This window comes from Clostridiales bacterium, from assembly GCA_014799665.1.
Taxonomy (GTDB): domain Bacteria; phylum Bacillota; class Clostridia; order Christensenellales; family Pumilibacteraceae; genus Anaerocaecibacter.
Genome location: JAAVHP010000004.1, coordinates 214,008 through 233,251, shown reverse-complemented (window position 1 = coordinate 233,251; position 19,244 = coordinate 214,008). Strand labels below are relative to the sequence as shown.

General features: G+C 44.5%; 13 protein-coding genes. 4 read left to right on the top strand and 9 right to left on the bottom strand.

All coding sequences use genetic code 11. From position 1 onward, the window contains the following. Positions 1–3: 3 nt before the first annotated feature. Genes HDT28_01705 through HDT28_01675 form a run of 7 tightly spaced genes read right to left on the bottom strand, consistent with a single transcriptional unit; the run spans position 4 to position 11,600 of the window. Positions 4–1,527, bottom strand: coding sequence for a hypothetical protein (locus HDT28_01705; protein ID MBD5131300.1), 1,524 nt, complete (start codon positions 1,525–1,527; stop codon positions 4–6). A gap of 10 nt (positions 1,528–1,537) precedes the next feature. Next, positions 1,538–2,842, bottom strand: coding sequence for a glycoside hydrolase family 125 protein (locus tag HDT28_01700; GenBank protein MBD5131299.1), 1,305 nt, complete (start codon positions 2,840–2,842; stop codon positions 1,538–1,540). A gap of 6 nt (positions 2,843–2,848) precedes the next feature. Then, the gene (locus HDT28_01695; protein MBD5131298.1) at positions 2,849–5,461 is read right to left on the bottom strand and encodes a hypothetical protein; all 2,613 of its coding nucleotides are present in this window, start codon (positions 5,459–5,461) and stop codon (positions 2,849–2,851) included. Positions 5,462–5,476: 15 nt separating this feature from the next. After that, entirely contained in the window at positions 5,477–6,349 is an 873-nt protein-coding gene (locus HDT28_01690) for a carbohydrate ABC transporter permease (GenBank protein MBD5131297.1), read from the bottom strand. Continuing rightward, the gene (locus HDT28_01685) at positions 6,346–7,215 is read right to left on the bottom strand and encodes a sugar ABC transporter permease (GenBank protein MBD5131296.1); all 870 of its coding nucleotides are present in this window, start codon (positions 7,213–7,215) and stop codon (positions 6,346–6,348) included. Before HDT28_01685 ends, HDT28_01690 begins: the two co-directional genes overlap by 4 nt. Positions 7,216–7,263: 48 nt before the next feature. After that, positions 7,264–8,655, bottom strand: a complete 1,392-nt coding sequence (locus HDT28_01680; protein MBD5131295.1) for an extracellular solute-binding protein — start codon at positions 8,653–8,655, stop codon at positions 7,264–7,266. Positions 8,656–8,696: 41 nt separating this feature from the next. After that, positions 8,697–11,600 carry an alpha-mannosidase gene (locus tag HDT28_01675; protein ID MBD5131294.1) on the bottom strand — a complete coding sequence of 968 codons (2,904 nt, stop codon included), beginning with the start codon at positions 11,598–11,600 and terminating at the stop codon, positions 8,697–8,699. A 243-nt stretch (positions 11,601–11,843) separates the two neighbouring features. Between HDT28_01675 and HDT28_01670 the strand changes: the two genes are divergently transcribed. Beyond that, positions 11,844–12,920: a GntR family transcriptional regulator gene (locus HDT28_01670; protein ID MBD5131293.1), complete on the top strand. Its 1,077-nt coding sequence runs from the start codon at positions 11,844–11,846 to the stop codon at positions 12,918–12,920. Between the two features lie 231 nt (positions 12,921–13,151). Here HDT28_01670 and HDT28_01665 read toward each other — a convergent pair whose 3' ends face one another. After that, positions 13,152–13,931 carry an HAD family hydrolase gene (locus tag HDT28_01665; protein MBD5131292.1) on the bottom strand — a complete coding sequence of 260 codons (780 nt, stop codon included), beginning with the start codon at positions 13,929–13,931 and terminating at the stop codon, positions 13,152–13,154. A gap of 599 nt (positions 13,932–14,530) precedes the next feature. On the opposite strand from HDT28_01665, the gene HDT28_01660 reads away from it, so the two are divergent. Beyond that, entirely contained in the window at positions 14,531–15,820 is a 1,290-nt protein-coding gene (locus HDT28_01660; protein MBD5131291.1) for a hypothetical protein, read from the top strand. A 32-nt stretch (positions 15,821–15,852) separates the two neighbouring features. Further along, positions 15,853–16,563, top strand: coding sequence for a TIR domain-containing protein (locus tag HDT28_01655; protein MBD5131290.1), 711 nt, complete (start codon positions 15,853–15,855; stop codon positions 16,561–16,563). Here the strand turns inward: HDT28_01655 and HDT28_01650 are convergent. After that, entirely contained in the window at positions 16,534–17,916 is a 1,383-nt protein-coding gene (locus tag HDT28_01650) for a hypothetical protein (GenBank protein ID MBD5131289.1), read from the bottom strand. The genes HDT28_01655 and HDT28_01650 overlap by 30 nt on opposite strands. 402 nt (positions 17,917–18,318) lie before the next feature. Here HDT28_01650 and HDT28_01645 point away from each other — a divergent pair, with 402 nt between their 5' ends. Further along, complete coding sequence (locus HDT28_01645) at positions 18,319–19,206, top strand: tyrosine-type recombinase/integrase (protein MBD5131288.1); 888 nt, start codon at positions 18,319–18,321, stop codon at positions 19,204–19,206. The last annotated feature ends 38 nt before the right edge of the window (positions 19,207–19,244 follow it).

Here is a 19,244-nt window from a genome sequence, read left to right as displayed (position 1 = left end):
ATATTAAATTGTTCCGTGATTTTTTTCGTACTGCACGATCATCGCCAAAATAATGGGCGTGGCAGTAGCGTCTTTTATATCTTTATGCGTGTCGAAGGTTTCCGCGCCGTCAGAGCTGGCGTACAACCAGCCCTGCAAATAGTTGTGCGGCAGCGTGCGGTTGATAACGTAATTTTCAAACGCATAGTCGATGCTTGTTTTAAACACCTTTACGTAGCTCGCAAGCTCTTTTTGAAGCTCGGCATTCACCGCGGGGTTTTTCGCCTTGCTCGCGTCGGCAAGATCGAGATACCCTTGCATAAGAACGGAATTGAACAAAAGCGTCGTTCTGCAATCGTACATTTGCATTTGCTCGTCACCGACCGTGACCGTTTTGGCAAAGTAATGATGCGCGCCTTCCGACATGAGCCGACCCTGAACAAGATAGTTCTCGTCGCCCGTCAAGCGATACAACCATGCCGCGCCGCTTATCATTGCGCCGGTGTTGTAGGTGTATTTCGACCCCTCGTTGGTGCCGCCGTAAGGCTCGAAGTAGAAATACTCGCCGCCCGTCGCCGCCGCGTCCTTTACGACCTTTTGTCCGTGACGGAGGTTATCGGCGTAGGTATAATCGCTCTCACGCAGATACGAATAAGTAAATTCGTAAACTTCCTTTGCCCAATGTAAATAGTAATCGTACTTTTTCATTCCGATCATATTATCCCATTCGACGTAGGTCTTGCCGAACGCCTGCTCGCCGTACACCGTATCCTCGGCAGTGACCTTGGCGTCCGAGTCCTTATAATAATCGGCAAGCTCGCAAAGCGCACTGATAAGCGGACCGTTGGAGCAGCTGTGCTTGGACTGATACGTCGGGCCCCAAACAATTCCGCCTATACCGTTTTTGGTCGAATCCCAGCCGTCGAGACAAGCCTTTGTAAGATGCTCGGCAAGCGCGATATATTTTTCGTCGCCCGTGGTTTTATACACGCCGCAGAAATCCCGAATTATCCACATAAGGTCGTCGTAAACCATGTCGGTCGATACGTCGCCCGTTTTTGCATATTCCATACGGTGAACGCCGTACAAGCCGTCCCACGCGAACTTTCCGTGAGTGCTCGTATAAGTGCCGCTACCCTCAAAATAATCGAGCCCGCCGATATAATCGTCTATGAGCGATTTATAGTAAGTCTTTTGATCGTCGTCCGTGCTCACCGCGTACAGTCTGTTCGCCATTGTTATGATCGAAGAATACTCGTAGCAATTGGCATATCCGTCCGTGCCGCCTTCGAGCGCGTTGTAATACCCCGCACCGTAAACCTGATCGTTTTCGCGCGTGATATAATGCGCGTCAACGGCGCGCGCAAGATAATCCGCGCGGTCGTACAGCGTTGCGGGTGCGGTAACCGTTGTGGGCGGAGGGTTGTTGGGACCGTCGCCGGGGCCGGGACCGGGACCGGGTTCCGTAGTATCATTGCAGCCTACTAATCCAATCATCATTACTCCTGCGGTAACTGCCGCGATAGTTTTAACAAGTGTCTTTTTCATTTCTGCTCCTTTAATCTTTTTTAATGGAGGTGATTGCGTCCGCTCTCTTTATGAGTAGATACGCGAACAGGGAGTTTGCCCACGCAAACCACGGGCGTGAATATTTGGACGCGTCGTCGGTGTTGATACATTCGTGCATATATCCCGTACCGTCGGTGGTGTCCATAAGCGTTTGTACTATTTCGTTGATACGCCGAGAATCGTTTGTAGTCAATGCTTCCGTCATGAGCGATATCGGCCAAACGTAGCTGCCCGGCGTGTGCGGACTGCCTATGCCCGTTATCACGCTGCCGCGGAAGAAATACGGATTATCGGTGCTCAGCGCGAACCTTCGCGTATTGCAATAGATTTCGTCCGTTTCGTCACAAAAGCCGATGTACGGCAGACCCAACAAACTCGGGATATTCGCGTCGTCCATTAGATTGTGGTTTCCCAGCCCGTCCGTTTCGAACGCATATATCTTGCCGTACTTAGGGTGGTTGACTATGCCGTACTTGGCTATGCCGCTCTCCACTTCGAGCCTGAGTCTGTCCGCACGAAGCGCGATTTGGTCTTTGCCGAGCATAACGGCTATCTCTTTCAGCTCGCGCATTACTACGGTTATGAACGCGTTGCCGGGAATGAAGTATCCGTATGTACAAGGATCGTCGCTCGGACGGTAGCCCGACCAAACCATGCCCGTGTAACCGCACGGTCCGCCCTTGCCCTTGCAGGGAATGGACAGCTCCGGCGTTTCGGTCGGGCGGTAGTGATAGTAATCGGACTTTTCGTGATGATACTGTTCGGTTTCGAATATGTGCAATATCTTTTCCGCCGCCCGCGCAAAGTGCCCGCCGAAAACGGTTTTATCCTGCGTGTAGCGGTAATACCGCGCCGCCAAGAACAGCGGATAGCACAGCGAGTCGAGTTCGAATTTACGCTCAAACACAAGCTTATTGCGCTTGCCGCATTCGTCCTCGTTATGCCCGTTTCCGTTCGCCTCGAAATTGAAAGCGTTTGCGTACGGATCGGAAAGAATACACCGAAACTGCCTGCGCAACAAACCTTTTACAAGATTTTGCACTTCTTCCGTTTCGGGCGCGAGTTCCAGATATTGCAAGACCTGCGCGCTCGAATCTCTAAGCCACATCGCGTCGATATCGCCCGTTATAAGATACACATCGTCGGCAGTCGTTTGCACCGTGGTAGTCAGAGTATTAAGACTGCACTTTACGAACATCTCTTTTAGCGTAGCGTCGGTTATGCGTTCGGCAAACGCCAACGTCTTTGCGTGAAGCTTGGGATATTCCAATAAAATTTGTTCGTTGATCTTCATATACCTTTATGCTGCTTGTTTCTTTTTGCGAATGACGATCGCCATAATCGTTGCACAGGCTATCAACGCCGCGGCCGAGAAAATAATTGCAAGTAGTCCGCCGATATTGCCGCCGACGCCGACGTCCGTAATACCCGCTGCCGCTTTACCGTCGCTGACTACATTGAACGTTACGCTGTCGCTGAACGTGTTTACTCCGTCGGTGACCGTAACGGTTATTGTCACCGTACCGGCCTTGTGGAACTCAACCGAATTATCCGCCATTACCTCGGCGATCGATTCGTCGCTGCTCGCCACAGTCACGATCGCGTCGGCTGCCGCGCCCTGTATCTCGAACTCGATAAGCGTATATCCGTTTACGCGAACGGTCGTGCTTGCGGGCTCTATTATTTTTACGCCCGAGAGCGGGGTGCTCAATTCCACAATATCAAGCAAATACTGTTCGGGATTGATATAGCTTGTCATGGAATCGTCGGGAGCGTAATAAGTCGCTTCGTTGTACCCTACGCACGCCGCAAACGCTTTATTGTTGCCTGCCGCCATGCCGTAGAAATACTGGAACGTTACGTTGCTGTCATCGGAGAGCTTGAACTCCTCGCTCGCGGGCGCGCCGAGTACGGTATATGCTCCGTCCACTCCGCCCCAAACTTCCATGAACGCATCCTTCAAAAGGAATACTTTTTGTTCGCGCTCGTTCCAGATCATTGCGCTGACGTTGGTACGCGAATCACCGCCCCAAGGCAACGCCGTGCTGTCGCCGAAAATAAACTGTTGGCAAGCCGCACCGTTCCACGATTTGAATTTGTCCTCAAAAAATCCGGGGAAGAAGCCCTTATCGAGCAATTCCTGTATTTTATCTTTGAGCTGCTCTCTTATGCCTCTGACGTATGCGCCCGTTTCTTCGTCGAGCCCGCCGTTAAACATATCCTTGTAATAATCTTCGCAAACAAAGTCGCTGTCGCTGTATAAATCGTCATAGTCGAGCATCGCGGCTTCGTACTTGCCTGCCGTGACTTCCGCAAAGTTGCGGCCGGGATAATAATCGTAAACGTACCCGAGCTTGGCGTACATTTCCGTTGCTTTTACCGCGCCCTTGGCATAGTTGATATATACGACGTTGCGGCCGTTTTCCGTCGTTTCGAATCTTTCTTTCTCAGTGCCGTACTTTTCGGGCTTTTCGGGCGGAGCCGCCTTATACTTGAATTGCTTGTATTCGTTATCGGTGGTCGCGCCGTACTCGATCATAAGCGCGCCTTTTTCGTTCTCGTATATATAGCCCTGCTCGAAAACCTGAATACGCGCGAACTTGATGCCGGAAATCGTAACGTCGTTCATAGCGTTCGATATGGGCGCACCGAGCGAACGACGCGTGCTGTCGTCGCGCCAAATGTTCCAAATATTGTCGCCTACACCGTAAACGTGCTTTTGCACGCCGCTGTACACCATTGTATACATACGCTCGCGTGCCGCACTGCCCACACCGTCAAAGCCGTACAACGAGTCGGGACTGTACTTGTAGTCCAAGCACAGCACGTCCCAAATCTTGATCGACGAGCAACGGTAGCCGGCAATAATGCCGCTGTCGTAAAGCTCTCTGTACGCCGTACGGAACTCGTCTTTAAGCGCGTTTTCCGTCGCGCTTGCATTGCCGCTGAGTTCACGGTATCTTGTAAGCGCACTGCTCTCCACGCCTTCCCAAAGATGCTCGTCGGTGGTGAAGTTTTCGTATGGAAGCGTTACGCGCGTCGAGTTGCCCTGTGCGTCGTACGCAAAGTTTTGACCTGCGTATGCCATGCGCGATGAGATTGTGTTATCCTCGTTATAAACGACCTTTATGCAGCCCGCGCGGAAGTTAAATTCTACCGCAAGCCTTCCGTTTTCTCGGCTCGTTCTTGCGGTGCGCAAGGCGTGCCACGTTCCGTCAACGTCGCCGATAAAGTTGTAGCTATCGCCGTCGATCGTCGTTTTATTGCTGCCGCCCGCGTTCTTTGCAAGGATATCCTGGTCCTGCAAAAGCGGATAGATCTTGTATTCGGTATCGCTTATTTTTTCTACAACGCCCTCGTGCTTTTGAACGGTGCCGTCCTCGTTTATAAGTATGCCCGTTTCGAATACCTGTACGCTAGCGTTTGTCGCGTTTACCGCATGACCTTCGCCGTCGTGTCCCGTAACCTTTATTCCCGTCAATTTATCGCTTACGGGCGCGCCTATACGGCGCACCTCGCCCTTTTTTTCCTCAAACCCGTCGGTTACAAGATACACTTTTTTGTTAAGTACGTTGTACATAAGGTAGCCGGCCTTGCCGTCCACGGTGCAGGTCATGCCGAATACGACCGCGTCACCGTCGTTGGCGTTGTTATATATCTCAACGTTGCCGTGCGTAGTAATGCCGAGCTCGGTAAGCTTGGCTTCGAACGCAGCGTTGACTTCCGCGGCGGCGGTATCGCCCCAACCGGGACCGTATGCTATGCGAGCGCCCGCGGTATTCGCGGTCACGCCGCCTGTAATTTCGGCAGACGCGCTCGACGTACCCAATACGGTGACCGCCGACAAAAGCAGCGCAAACGCCGCTAATACGGATATGATGACCGTAAGGCTTATTTTTCTTGTCTTTGTCATTTCCGGATCCTCCTACTATTTGATACCCGCGAAAGATTGGTTTTCTACGAAATACTTTTGACCGATTATGAATATGAGCAGGCTCGGGATAGCCATTATAACGGACGCCGCCATAACGTTGCCGTAGTCGTATCCCCAAGCCGTTTCAAAGCTCTTTAACGCAACCGCGAGCGTGCCCCATTTCTGTTCCATCGACGGCAATACTATGCTCGGCCAGAGATAGTTGTTCCAGCAACCGTTGAAGGTAAACAGCGCAAGGGTCATTATGCCCGGCATTACCATCGGGACGTACAGCTTCCAAAAAATCTTAAACTCGCTCGCGCCGTCTATTCGTGCCGATTCCGCCACTTCTTTCGGCGTAGACATAAAGAACGAGCGCATAAACAAACAACCGTAAATGCTGTACGTTGCCGGCAAAATTATACCCCACAACGTATCCACTGCACCGAACGCATTTACCACCATGTATGACGGTATCAAGCTTATAATGCCGGGGATCATCATCGTCGCCATAAAGAACTTAGTGATGAATTTCTTGCCCGGATATTCAAGCCGAGCGAGCGAATACCCCGCAAGCGTACAAAAGAACAACTGCGACGCGCACACCGCAACTATTACGATAAGCGTATTGCCTATAAACTTGAACGCGCCGAATTCGAAAAACGTTTTGTAGTGATCTATTGTGAAGCTTGTCGGCAGTATATTGACCGGGAACGACGATATTTCCTCGAACGGTCTAAAGCTTATAAGCAGCATCCAATAGAACGGCACAAGCATTATGAGCGCAACAACAATGAGCAGGACGTACAATACCGTCTTAGTTATAATGCGCTTTCTGTTTTTATTTTTTACCTTTGACGCTCTTTTTACTGTAAGCTCATTCGTCATGCCTGTTTCTCCTTTACTATACCCTGTGTCAGGAAAGTGACTACCATAATAACGATGAACAGTATCACGCTCTGCGCGGACGCCATGCCGCCCTCGCCGTGGCGGAACGACGCCTCTATTTGAGTGACCGGCGTTTGGGTATAGTAGTTATCCCCTGCACCGATAAGCGCCACGATATCGAAAAGCTGGAACGAACCTATCAAGCTCATCGTTATAATAAAGAACGTAGTGGATCGCAGCATGGGCACGGTGATCTTCATAAGCTTTTGCCACCCGTTGGCGCCGTCGAGGGACGCCGCCTCGTACAGCTCGGGGCTTATCGACTGCATGGATGCAAGATATATAAGCATATTGCCGCCGAGCCCCGACCACGTAGATACGAGAGCTATGCAGAACATTGCGAAGTAGCTTTGCGCCGACACCCACGATATCCCCTGTTTCATTCCAAACCACTGAGTGAGTATGGTATTAAACAATCCGTAGGTATCGTTATACAGCCAACGCCATACGAAAGCAGTCGCAATACCGCTCGTAACCGCGGGCAAGTAGTAAATAACTCTGAAAAACTTTACACCGCGGAGCTTTCGATTTAGCAATGCCGCCACAAGAAGCGAAGTCACTATCGTGAGCGGAACGCTTATAGCCGCATAAACCAATACGTTTAGGATCGAGTGCAGGAATATTTTGTCTTGAAAAATGTATTTATAGTTGTACAGCGTCCAGTTAAACATATCCGGCGCACCGGGCGCCATGTCGGTGAACGAATATACAAACCCCATAATGACGGTAACAAAGGAGAATATTACAAACAGGATTACGGTCGGCAACAAAAACAAGTAGCCGTGCAAAGCCTGTTTTTTCTCCATTTTACTCATTCGCCTTTTTTTGACGGATGCTCTCATCATATCCCCCGTTTAATTGAGTCCTTGCGAAAGCTTGCTGTTTCCATTTGAAGTAAGGTCGCTTATGCAATCGTCAAGCGTCTTGTCTCCGTTGATGAACGACCTGACCGTATGGTTGATAACGTCCGTTTGGAGTGTGAGGAAGTTGGGAACCTGCGGGCGCGTCATGTAAACAAGATCGCCATTAGAGTCGGTCGCCTTAACGTACGACCGCGCGTCGGCAAGCACTTGATTATTCGCCACGCACTCGTCGGCGTCGAGCGCTTCGGTAAGCGCGGGCAACGAGCCTATGTCGACAGTCCATTTAAGCATTGCGTCTTTATTGGTGCAAAGCCATTTTGTAAACTTCCACGCGGCTTCGTGACGGGCTTCCCATGCCTGAGTCTTAAACTTATCCATCGGCGCGGGGTATGCAATACCGTATCCGCCTATCATGCCGCCGTTCACGCCGCCCTCGGTATCGGGACGGGGTTGGGGCAAGAATTTATAATTATCTACTTTGGGATAAAGCTTGATCGTGTTATTGTAATAAAGCGGTTTATTTACCATCGCAAGGATCTCGCTCGTAAACGAGTCGTCCTCCTGCGTACCGCCCACGTCCGCGGCATTGACTTCCTTAAAGTAATTGAGTATGCTCTTGGTCCAATCGTTATCGAAGTTTGTTACGTACTTGCCCTTCACTCCGTCGTTTGCGGGCTTCAAGTATTCGTCGCCGTGACCGGTGGACACGTAATACTTGAACAAATGCTGATACTGATCGCCCGACGAATAGCCGGCGTTGCAAACGGTTTTGAGCGCCTTTGCAGACACGAGCAAATCATCCCATGTCCAGTTCGCATTCAGCCGCGACGCTATCTTTGCGCTCGCGTCCGTTTGCTTGGCGTCGTACTGCTCCACGAACTTCATATTAACGTACGTGCCCCAAACGTCTATATCGATGGGCAAACCGTACGCCACGCCGTCATAGGTCATTTCCTGCATGGCGGGCTGATAGAATATCGACGTGTCGAGCTCGTCGCGCTCGATAAGATCGTTTACGCCGTACAAATATTTAGTACCGAAAGTCGCGGTGTTGAACCTATCCCAAAGCATTACGTCGGGCTGACTTCCCGAAGTACGCGAGGTTTGGAACGACTTTTCAAGGTCCGATTTGGGCGTATCCAACTGCACCTCGAAACCGTCGGGCTTTATACTATTGTAATAGTTGATAAAGTTTTTAAGGTTTTGATAATTGCGGCCCGACCACTCGCTGCCGCCGACCCACATAGTGATTTTGGTCGCGGTCATGGTGCCGTCATCGCCGACTTCGACACCGTCGTCATTGTTCCCGCACGCGATCATAGGCGCAGTGACCGAGCAAGCTATAACCGCTGCCGACAAAATGCTTAGAATCTTCTTTTTCATATTTTTCCTCCCGGGGGATAAATTTTAAATTGTTGTTTGGGTTACGCGATCACCCTTACGGTGACTATTTCGTAGCCGTGCATTGTGATCGTTCCGTCCGTTTGCCCTTTCTCTCGTTCGAGCATATCGGTAAGCACGAGCCGTGACCCGTTAGCCGTAAGCTTAGTTGTTATTGCGTCCGGTCTATCATTGTACAAACGAACGATATAACCGTTGCCGTCCTCGGCGGGTTTTATCGCTTCGATAACGGCGTGCGGATTATCGGTGCTTACAAGCGAAGAAACGGGCGCTGACTTGACTACCGTGAGCGGTCTGTTGAACGCATACGCTTTTGCCGCTACGTCCGAATCGTGAATGTTGCCGTCGTGCATATACAGCGCATACGAGAACTTTTGTTCGCCTACGTCCTGCGAAACGCACGGATGCTTTTGACTGCGCAGAAGGTTCATTGACAAACACCCGTTTTTGCACGCATATCCGTATTTGCTGTCATTGATGAGCGCGACGCCGCGAGTCAGCTCAGACATATCGACCCATTTATGCGCGCACATCTCGTACTGCGCCGCTTGTATCGAATTGTTATCGAGCATACTGCGCTTTACGTTGCCGAACTGAATATCGCACACGACCTCGTCCGTTTCGATATTCGGGTAAAAATCGGTACGCAGCATTTTTTCGAGTTCTTGCCAATCGACGGTTACGTCGAAACGAACGAGAGGGCTGCCCGCGGTAACGCTTATTTCCTGAACAAGCGTCGACTTGCGGTAAACATATTTAATCTTTACGCCCGCGCGCGGTCCGTCTATAAACGGCATTATCTCCGTCTTTTCGAATTTCTCGACGTTGCCGTTTTTATAGCCGTGATAAAAATCCCACGCATTGCCGCAATCGTCGTATATAAGCAGCTCGCCCGATTTATTTTTAAGCGCCTCGCGCCCGTTGCGTTTATCCTTTACGGACAGTACCGCACCGCTCCCCGACAGCGTTACTTCCACAAGCTCGTTGCCTACGGTAGTCGCGTCGGCGTAAACGCCGTAACTGCCGTCCGCTTTTTTAAGCTTCGCTACCGAATACGGCTCGGCTTTTGCGCGATACCACACGCCGTCGGCCTTTACGTACTCGTCTCTTGCGAACGAGGTTGCGTTCACCGCACACAGGCTATTGCCTGTTACGCTCAAAATCTCGCCCGTTCTTTGGGTCGCTTGATCAAGCATTTGTTTATACGTTGGCAAAGTTTCGCCGTCGTAAACACGCTTTATGGACGAACCCGGAAGTATGTCGTGGAACTGATACAGTAACGTTTCTTTCCACAGCCTGTCGGTTATGTCCTTCTCGGCTTTTGCGGTATCGGTAACGACCTGCGCAAACTCGTAAACGCCGAGCGCCGTTTCCATGCGGCGGTTGTACAGCTTGTTTTTAGCCTGCGACGTGTACGTGCCCTGGTGGCGTTCGAGATATATCTCGCCCTTATAGGTGGGGAGCGCGTCTCTTTCCTTTTTGAGTTCGGCGAAGAACGTTTTGCTAGTAGCGCAAGTAACGTTAGGTACTCCGCAGATGTTTTTAGCTCGTATCGTGTTTTCGAGATGTCCCTCTCCCGGACCGCCGCCGCCGTCGCCTATTCCGTAAAGCATGAGCGCATTTTTGGACAATCCGCGCTCGGAATACGTTCCCGCCGCCGTTCGCAATTCCTTGGCAGATGCCGAGCTGTTGTAGGTTTCGGCAGGCGGAATATGCGCAAGCACCTCGCTACCGTCTATTCCGCGCCATTTAAACGAATGATACGGGAAGCGGTTGACCATGTTCCAGCTTAGCTTTATCGTGACGAAATTCTCGCAACCGCAACCGAGCATGATTTGCGGGATCGCACCCGAAAACCCGAACACGTCGGGCAACCACAGCGTATCGACCTCTTTGTCGAATTCATCCTTCCAGAATTTCATGCCGTAAACGAATTGACGAACGAGCGACTCTCCTCCCGTTATGTTCGTATCGGCTTCGACCCACATTCCGCCTTGTACTTCGAAACGCCCTTCGGCGACATTCGCCTTGATCTTCTCATAAAGCGCGGGATATTCGTTCTTTACCCATTCGAATTGCTGAGGCTGGCTTGCACCGTATATGTAATGGGGATATTTTTCCAGGTTCGCGACCGCCGTGGCAAACGTGCGCCCTGCTTTTCGGTGTGTTTCGCGGATCGGCCATAACCACGCCAAATCAAGATGCGAATGCCCGACCGCATAAAACTTCAACAGCGGATCGGCTATATTCTTCCGTTCGAGCTGCGGCTTTAATATATCGCGGCATTGTGAGATAAGTTCGGAGTTCATGTCTATCGAAGCGAGCACCGCCACCTTTTCGAGCGCATAAGCTATCGTATAATGAAGCGGATCCTCATCAGGCACGCTTTCTATAAGATCAAGCAAAAAAGCATAATCATAAAAAAGTGCAAGCCGTTCGCTATCACACGCAACAATCGCACATTCAATAACACTGCCCGTATGCGTATCACCGAACAAATCGTTGTTACCCGTTTCTATCCAAATATCAATCTCGTCGTCACCGCTTCTAACGCACTCAGACAAAGCAACATACTTTTTGCCCGGCAAACCGAGTTCGCGATCGAAAGTGCTCGAAACATTTGTAATTCCGCGAATAGGCACTCCGTTGCAATCAAATATACACCCCTCGCCGTCGAAATCCAGCGCAAGATACAACTCGCGGTTTGCGGGCGCAGTGGGGATCTTGCCCGTAACGTGAAACCAACCGCAATCCCATACGTCGTCGCTCCATTTTTCCCCTTCTTTTATGGGCGCGTAGGAAAGCTTCATCCTATCTGAAAACGCAACAGGTTCCGCGGTCTTTGCAAAAACCATTTCAAGCGCAGTCAACCGATTATAAACAAAATCACGCAATACGCACTTCGCGCATTGCAATTTTTCTTTCATCAATTTGTCAATAAACGGTTTCATCATTAAACCCCTGTATTCGATATTTCATAAGCGCCTGTATTGAAAACAAATACATATTTTCAGTTTAACGCCCATAAATCTTTGTATATCGATATATTACCCGATATTTATCAGTAAAGTCAATACTAATTCGATATAAAGTTGTATTATATGTATTAAAAATTGCAAAAAATAATACAACCTCTTGACATTATAAAACAAAGGGTGTAGAATGGTGTCATGGCTAACTTACATATTTACGAACAGATAAAGAATTACTTAATCGGGCTCGTCGTGGAAAACAGGGATAATCCCGACTACAAACTGCCGAGCGAAACGCAAGTTGAAAAACGCTTCGACGCAAGCCGCGTATCGGTACGCAAAGCTTTTTCTTTATTGGAAGAAGAAGGGGTCATATACAGGATCAAAGGGAAAGGTACTTTTATTCAGCGCAACAATAACACATACACGCTTACGGCAAAAGAAAATCCGGCGAACTGTTTTGTGTTTATTATTCCCGAGGTGTCGAGCCACTTCGTGCAAAACATTTGCAGCGGAATGCTATCCGCAGTGCAGGAATTGGGCTGCAAGCTGCTTATACTGAGTTCGTCCAACTCTACGCAGCTCGAACGCGACAATATCGCAACGGCAATGCGGCTGAATTGCGCCGGTATTTTACTCATGCCGGTGGACGAAAACCACTATAACGATAGCATAATGTCGCTATCTATGTCGCGGTTCCCCACTCTTTTTATCGATAGAAGACTTTACGGCTTGAATATAAACTGTGTATCGTCCGACCATACTTATATAGGTTATAATGCGACAGAGTATTTGCTTAAAAACGGGCATGAAGATATATTGTTCCTTACTCTTTCACGTCAAATATCGTCGGTGCGCCAGCGCTTGGACGGATACGAGAATGCGCTGAACGATCATTTACAGGGCAAATACAGAAAATATATTATGTTTGTCGACGGCTATATGGACGATACCGACAGGCTTTATGCCGATATTTGTCAATACCTTCAAGACAATCCGCAAATTACGGGCTGTATCACGGGAAGCGGCAATTCCGCCCTATTCTTGATCAAGGCCTTACGCAAACTTAACAAATCGATCGGCAAAGATTTCGGCGTGGTGTTTCTCGACGACGACTCCAACGTAATCTGCGAGCTTCTCGATTATAATATTCCAACCATCATTCAAAACGGGTATCAAATCGGAAACACCGCCGTGAGAATGCTTTACAAATTCACAAAAAGCAATACCCCTATGGAAGATAAACTAATCAAACTTGAAAAGGCATTGACATAAAGGGCTTAATTTTAAGTAGGTATAATCTTGCAATATAGATTTATTCGGTTATAAAATTAATTTGGGCGACACAAGGCACAACATACTTTGAAAACGCCGAAATATCGCCACATATTCCAATCTTGCGGCTCGACGCGAGTTTCTGCAAGGTCACCAGACACGAATAAATCCGAACACCCATGTTCGGATTTATTTTTTTGTTCTTTATTAAATTATTGCTATTGCAGATAATCACTGTTCTCCATCTAATAGTATATTATTTTCAATCCAATCCACAACACCGTCATTATCATTCGATAGTGTGACACAATCTGCAATAGCCTTTACTTCCGCAACGGCATTATCTACAGCAACACCGGTGCCACAAATTTTGAGCATTTCTATATCGTTAATATCGTCGCCAAAAGATACGATATCATTCAACGAGATATTAAGCATATTTACCAATTCACAAATCGCTTGTATCTTGCCTGCATTTTTAGGTAGAAAGGCATACCAATTATCATTTCGGTAACATTGTAAGCGGCAATTGTTTTTATTAGCTATATCTACTGCAATATCGCCGTTAGACAGTTCGGCTACGATTTTATTTACTTGACATTCAAGCGGTTTGCTGTAATCATTATAAACAGCTTTATGTAATTTTTTTGATTCGGATATGCGTTGGCTATTCCAATAGACTTGACGCCCAGACGCTACGGTTATTTCTGTTCTCGAATTATATTCAAGCAAATCGTTTACAATTTGATTTGCGTCTTCAACGTTCATGTTGCAGCTATATACTTGCTTTCCACGCTGATGAATAAGTGTGCCGTCAGTCGTTATTTCGTAATTCGGTTGGAGTTCTTCAATATACGGTTCTGCACCTATCCAATATCGGGCGGTAGCAATTACAACAAGAATGCCTCGATTTTGACATTCATTCAGAACATGTTTAGTGCGTGCCGATATGCTACCGTCGGAATGGAGCAATGTATGGTCAAGGTCTGTCAAAATCATTCTGGCTTTCACTACAAACACCGCCAAAAATTAAATTCAGACTATTATAGATGATTCATTAACAAAATGCAAGTAATTTCAGTAAATAATTTTTAACACCATACAAACGAGTCACAAAAATAAAGCTCCAGAATACCCTTTCTGCTCTTGCGGTGTTAATGTGCTTAAAGCTCGAAGTCTATCTAACCGTTCGTTTGAAAGAGTAGAAAATGGGATATCTTTGTTTACACACCTTTTCTGTTTGCACGGAGACAGTACTTCATCGTCTTCCGAAAAAGGCTCATTATGGCGGTAAAGCCGATGCCAGTAATTATATTCAAATCTATCCAACTCACGCAGAGCTTTCCACTCACCTTCCGTAACTTCGATTTAAAAAAACCTCTTGTCCCATATATGGAAGTTCGCCCTATCCCCGTCGTTGCACAAATAGAAATACAAAAACTTACCTCCTATTGTGGTGCACTTTACTGAACTACATTAACACCTTACAAAGATAAAAACATGCAATTTGTTCCGCTTTTATACGAATTATGTGCTTTTGGCGATACAAAAGAATGCGAAATATATCATTTATTCTTACAATAACTAAGGATTATTTGGAGGAAAATATAATGAAAAAAGAGGATTTTATTAAAAGATATTCAAAAGTTATAATTAAAAATAACGCAAGTTTATTTTTGGGCGCCGGTTTTTCAATGAATTCCAATTTACCATCTTGGGAAAAGTTGTTTTCAAAGTGTGCTGACGATCTGCATATTCCATTAGAAAAAAGCACGGATTTCTCTCAAATAGCTCAGTACTATGAATTAAAGCACGGTCGCCATAACTTGGAAGCCCTAATAAACGAACAAATAAACATACCGCTTTGCCCAAATAAAAAATTGTCCGATTTTTTATCGTTAAATTTTCATAACATTTGGACAACAAATTTTGATAAAGTTATTGAAAAATCATTAGAAAACAATCGAATTCGGTTTAATGTAATTACTGCAGATGATAATTTAGAAATGGTATCGGAAAGCAAAGTAAACGTATTTAAATGCGGAGGAGATATAGTAGCCAGAAAAGATTTATTTATAACAAGAAACGATTACGAAGATTACCACAGTAAAAGAACAACCTTCCTATACTTTTTAAAAAGGGAATTAATTATTAATAATTTTTTGTTTATAGGCTATAGTTTTAAAGATGGTTTGATAAAGCATCAGTTGAGAAGTATCAATTCAATTATCGGTAACGCTCCTAAGCATTATGCAATTGTTTTTAGAGAAAATTCTGAAACATTTAATTACTATATAGATGATTTAGAAAAAAATTATAACGTTAATGTTATTACCGTTTCGGATGAAGATGAATTTTTCCAATTGATTGATGATTTGACTAACGAAGTAAAAAAACATTATATTTATATTTCAGGGAGTGTCAAAAAGATATCTGGGAATGAAACGATTTTAAATCTTTGCAAATCACTAAGCAAAAAGATACTTTCTAATGAATATTTCCTTGTGAGCGCTGCGGGAAGTCATATAGGTAATTATATTTTCGGAACAGCGTTAAAATTTTTGGAGGAAAAGGGATACGATAATATACATGATAAATTAATTATAGATCCCATCCCTAAATTTCTTCCTAAAGATGATATAACCAAGCATCGGTTAAGTCTATTATCAAAATGCAAGAGCATAATTTTTATTGCAGGAGATAAGGGTACAATGGAAGAATATGAGTTAGCGAAATCACTTAATTTAAAAATGATACCTATTCCCTCAACCAACGGCGCAGCGAAAGAGATTTTTGATGAAATAAAAAAGGATAATCCCCAATTATTATCCGATTTGCAGAGCACAGAAGATATTGAAGAAATTATCTCTTGTGTCATTGATATTATAGGGAATCGTTGAGGCTCATTATGTTGTTTTTGTGTTTTGCTGTATTGGATAGATTTCCACTTATTAATAATTTTAATCAATATATCGGCAATTTCGGTATTGAAACTTGGTATGATAGACGAAATATTTTTCTGGGAGATAACCGATACTTTGCGAATATTGAACAAGGAGTAAAAAACGACGTTATTGATTATGCCGTAGTGTTTTATTCGGATAATTTTAAAAACGGCAATATTTGTCTTGAAGAATATGATATACTGGTTGAACGATATAAACGTAAAGAGTTACATATTTTTCCTGTATTTATTGGGAATGCACCACAAAAAATAGATGATAGATTTATCCTATGTAAAACACTTGTTTATAAAGAAATAAAATCAGAAAACGATTTCCTAGGTTTATCTCTACATATTGTCGCAAAAATAACAGAAGACAAACTCCAGCATTCGCCAATAAAAACTATACATGAATATTTAGCAGCTGCTGATCCTGAAACACTAGTTTTCGACTTGCTACGCGACTATGATAACATAGATAAGAAAAATATATTTATGCGTATAGGTGTATTATTTAATATATTTAAAACACTTACTTTTCGTAATACATGTGAGTATTTTTATAAAAAAACTATGAATTTCTTATTCTACAGTAATTGCTATATGAATTCTATCTTTGATGAGAAACGTGAGCTCCAAATAATGGAAAACATCATCGTTATTGAGTGTTTAAGGCTCTTTCCGATATCGCAGAATTAAATTTACAATTAAGCTAGCAATTTCTTTTGGATTACTCATTGAATTGAGTAAATTTAATTCGGAAGACATCGTTTTATAAGTATATGTATCCCTATATATATCAGAATTAAAGATTTCTTTTGCGGCATATCCTGTGGATGGAACAGGTATTACTAATTTTCCACTATTATTGTTGGATATAAATTTTTTAAATTGATTAATAACATTTCTACTGTTTCCTAATTTTTCATCTTGACCACAAAATATTAACATAGTATTACAATCTTTTTCGATTTGTTCGTTTTTTTCCTGTTTAATTTTATTGCTATCTCCTGTAAAAATTAGCGGACGATTAACAAATCTATTATATGGCATTCTCGCATGCAGCCTTGTTCTGGCTACAATAATTTCTCCGAGTCCCCGCCCATTACCGGAGTATATATTAAACTTGTTGTTATATAACTCACGTATAACTTCATCTATTATTTGTTCAATGTGTATCCGCAAATCGTTTTCTATGCTACGAAACGAACCACAAAATAGTATATTGTGATTACAAAATCTACGATATAGTTCATTTAAATAGTCGTCTATATTTGAAAAATTATCTAATACTATGGATTGAATATTATATTTATCCATGAAATATTGTTGCTCATATTTCGTAAACTCTTCTTTAAGCGCTGCATGTTCGGAAGTTGTTTTAACAGCTTCCCGAATAGTAAATCGATAATGTATTTTTCCGTTTTCAGGGAATACTTCCTTTATTTCTCGTAAAGCATTAAGTACTAAATCATCCTGAAAACTATATCCTATAAATAAAAAGCTGTCTAAGACGAGTTGTCTTTTAAGTAATTCAAAAAATAATCGTTGCTTTTTAAAATACTCAAAAAAATCTGTTTTGGTCAGCACCATGGAATTCTCGTCATTAATGGTGCCGTTCAGTTTATAAACTATATGTTCCGAATTCAAGTTTTTAGTTAATAAGTCCCTTGAAGTAGACAAGACAGTTGGCTGAACTCCGTAATTTTTATATATTGCATCTTCAATAATTACGTCGAAATTAGTTGTCCATATTTGATTTAAATTAAGTTTGATAATAGCTTCAATATGCTTAGATAAACCTTTTGTAACAGACAACTTTCTTTTTATGTCTTTGTAAAAATTATCGGCGTTATAATAATTCTTTTCAAAATCAGAAAGCAAATAAATGTCATTTGATAACTTTGCATCATAGAATTGTTTTGTCTTTTCATGAAAAATGTCTTCCCATTTCCGTCTGGTTAAATCCGCTGTTGCGCCCGCCCCGCAAAAAATAGAAAACGAATCCAAAAGTAGCTGTTCTTGTAGTTGATCAATAAATGGATAATCCATAAATCTCCAAATAATCCTTAGTTATTGTAAGATGTTTTCCACTTCGGCTGATGCATAAATTACATCACCAGGTAGGGTGTGATTTTTGCTTAGATGTGAACAGATTTTCTAACGCAAGCGGCAAACACCGGCGCGAAGACTTATCCATTAAAAATCAAAAATAACACAAACGAGCGCCGACCCTGCCTCTTCAAAAATCATTCTATTCCTTCCTTATTAACGTCGGCGCTCATTCGTGCACCAAATTAACCAGGTCATTACACGATACAAAAAACAAGTATAACGACCCTATTTATATCTACACGAAAAATGTCGAATTTTTTTCCTTTCATTAAAAATATTTTTAATATTTTTCAATAAAATGATATACTTTGAAATAGAGAAACTAACTTTGGAGGAATTATGGACTATTTGTCTAAATTTATCAACTACCTGCAAGCCACAAAAAACCTGTCGGATAAAACGTTATACGCATATACCGGCGACTTACGTCAATTCTTCGATTACGAACAAGACGTATTGCACCCGGATATTTGTTCCTTCGTATCTTACTTAAGTTCCCAACTAAAACTTAAAGACACTTCCGTGCGCCGCAAAATTATTACGCTCAAAAGTTTCTACGCATATCTGATAGATACCGAAAAAATCGACCGCTCGCCTTTTGCCAAACTCAAATTTCGTTTCAAGCAAGAACGCAAGCTGCCCAAAACGCTTGCAATTAAAGACGTAGCTAAGATCTTAACATATTTCGATAACGTTGACATAGCCGGGCTAACCGATTTCGCCAAGTTCGAGTACGTACGCGACGCGGCTTTGGTAGACCTACTTATAAGCACGGGCATACGCATAGGCGAAGCGGCGGCTATAACTTTGAACGATATAATAATTTCGGAGCGCACTTTGCTAATTCACGGAAAAGGCCGAAAACAGCGCCTAATATATATCTCCTCGCCAATCACGTGGGGCCGCATTACCACGCTCGTGAAGGACCGCAAACAATCAAACAATTTACAACTATTCATAAACCGGTACGGCAATCCGCTAAGCATACACGGGATAGAGTACATTTACAAAAAATACTTAATGAAAGCAAAAATTACCACGCATTCAACCCCGCACTATTTGCGACATACGTTTGCCACTAACCTGCTCGCCAACGGCGCCGATCTCCGTTCGGTACAAGAAATACTCGGGCATGCGAGCGTGGCGACAACGCAAATCTACACGGAAGTCACAACCCAACGCAAAAAGCAAGTTCTAAATAAATTCAATTACAGGAATAAGCTATAAGTATTTACTCGAAAAACAACGCAATGCCGTCGTATTAT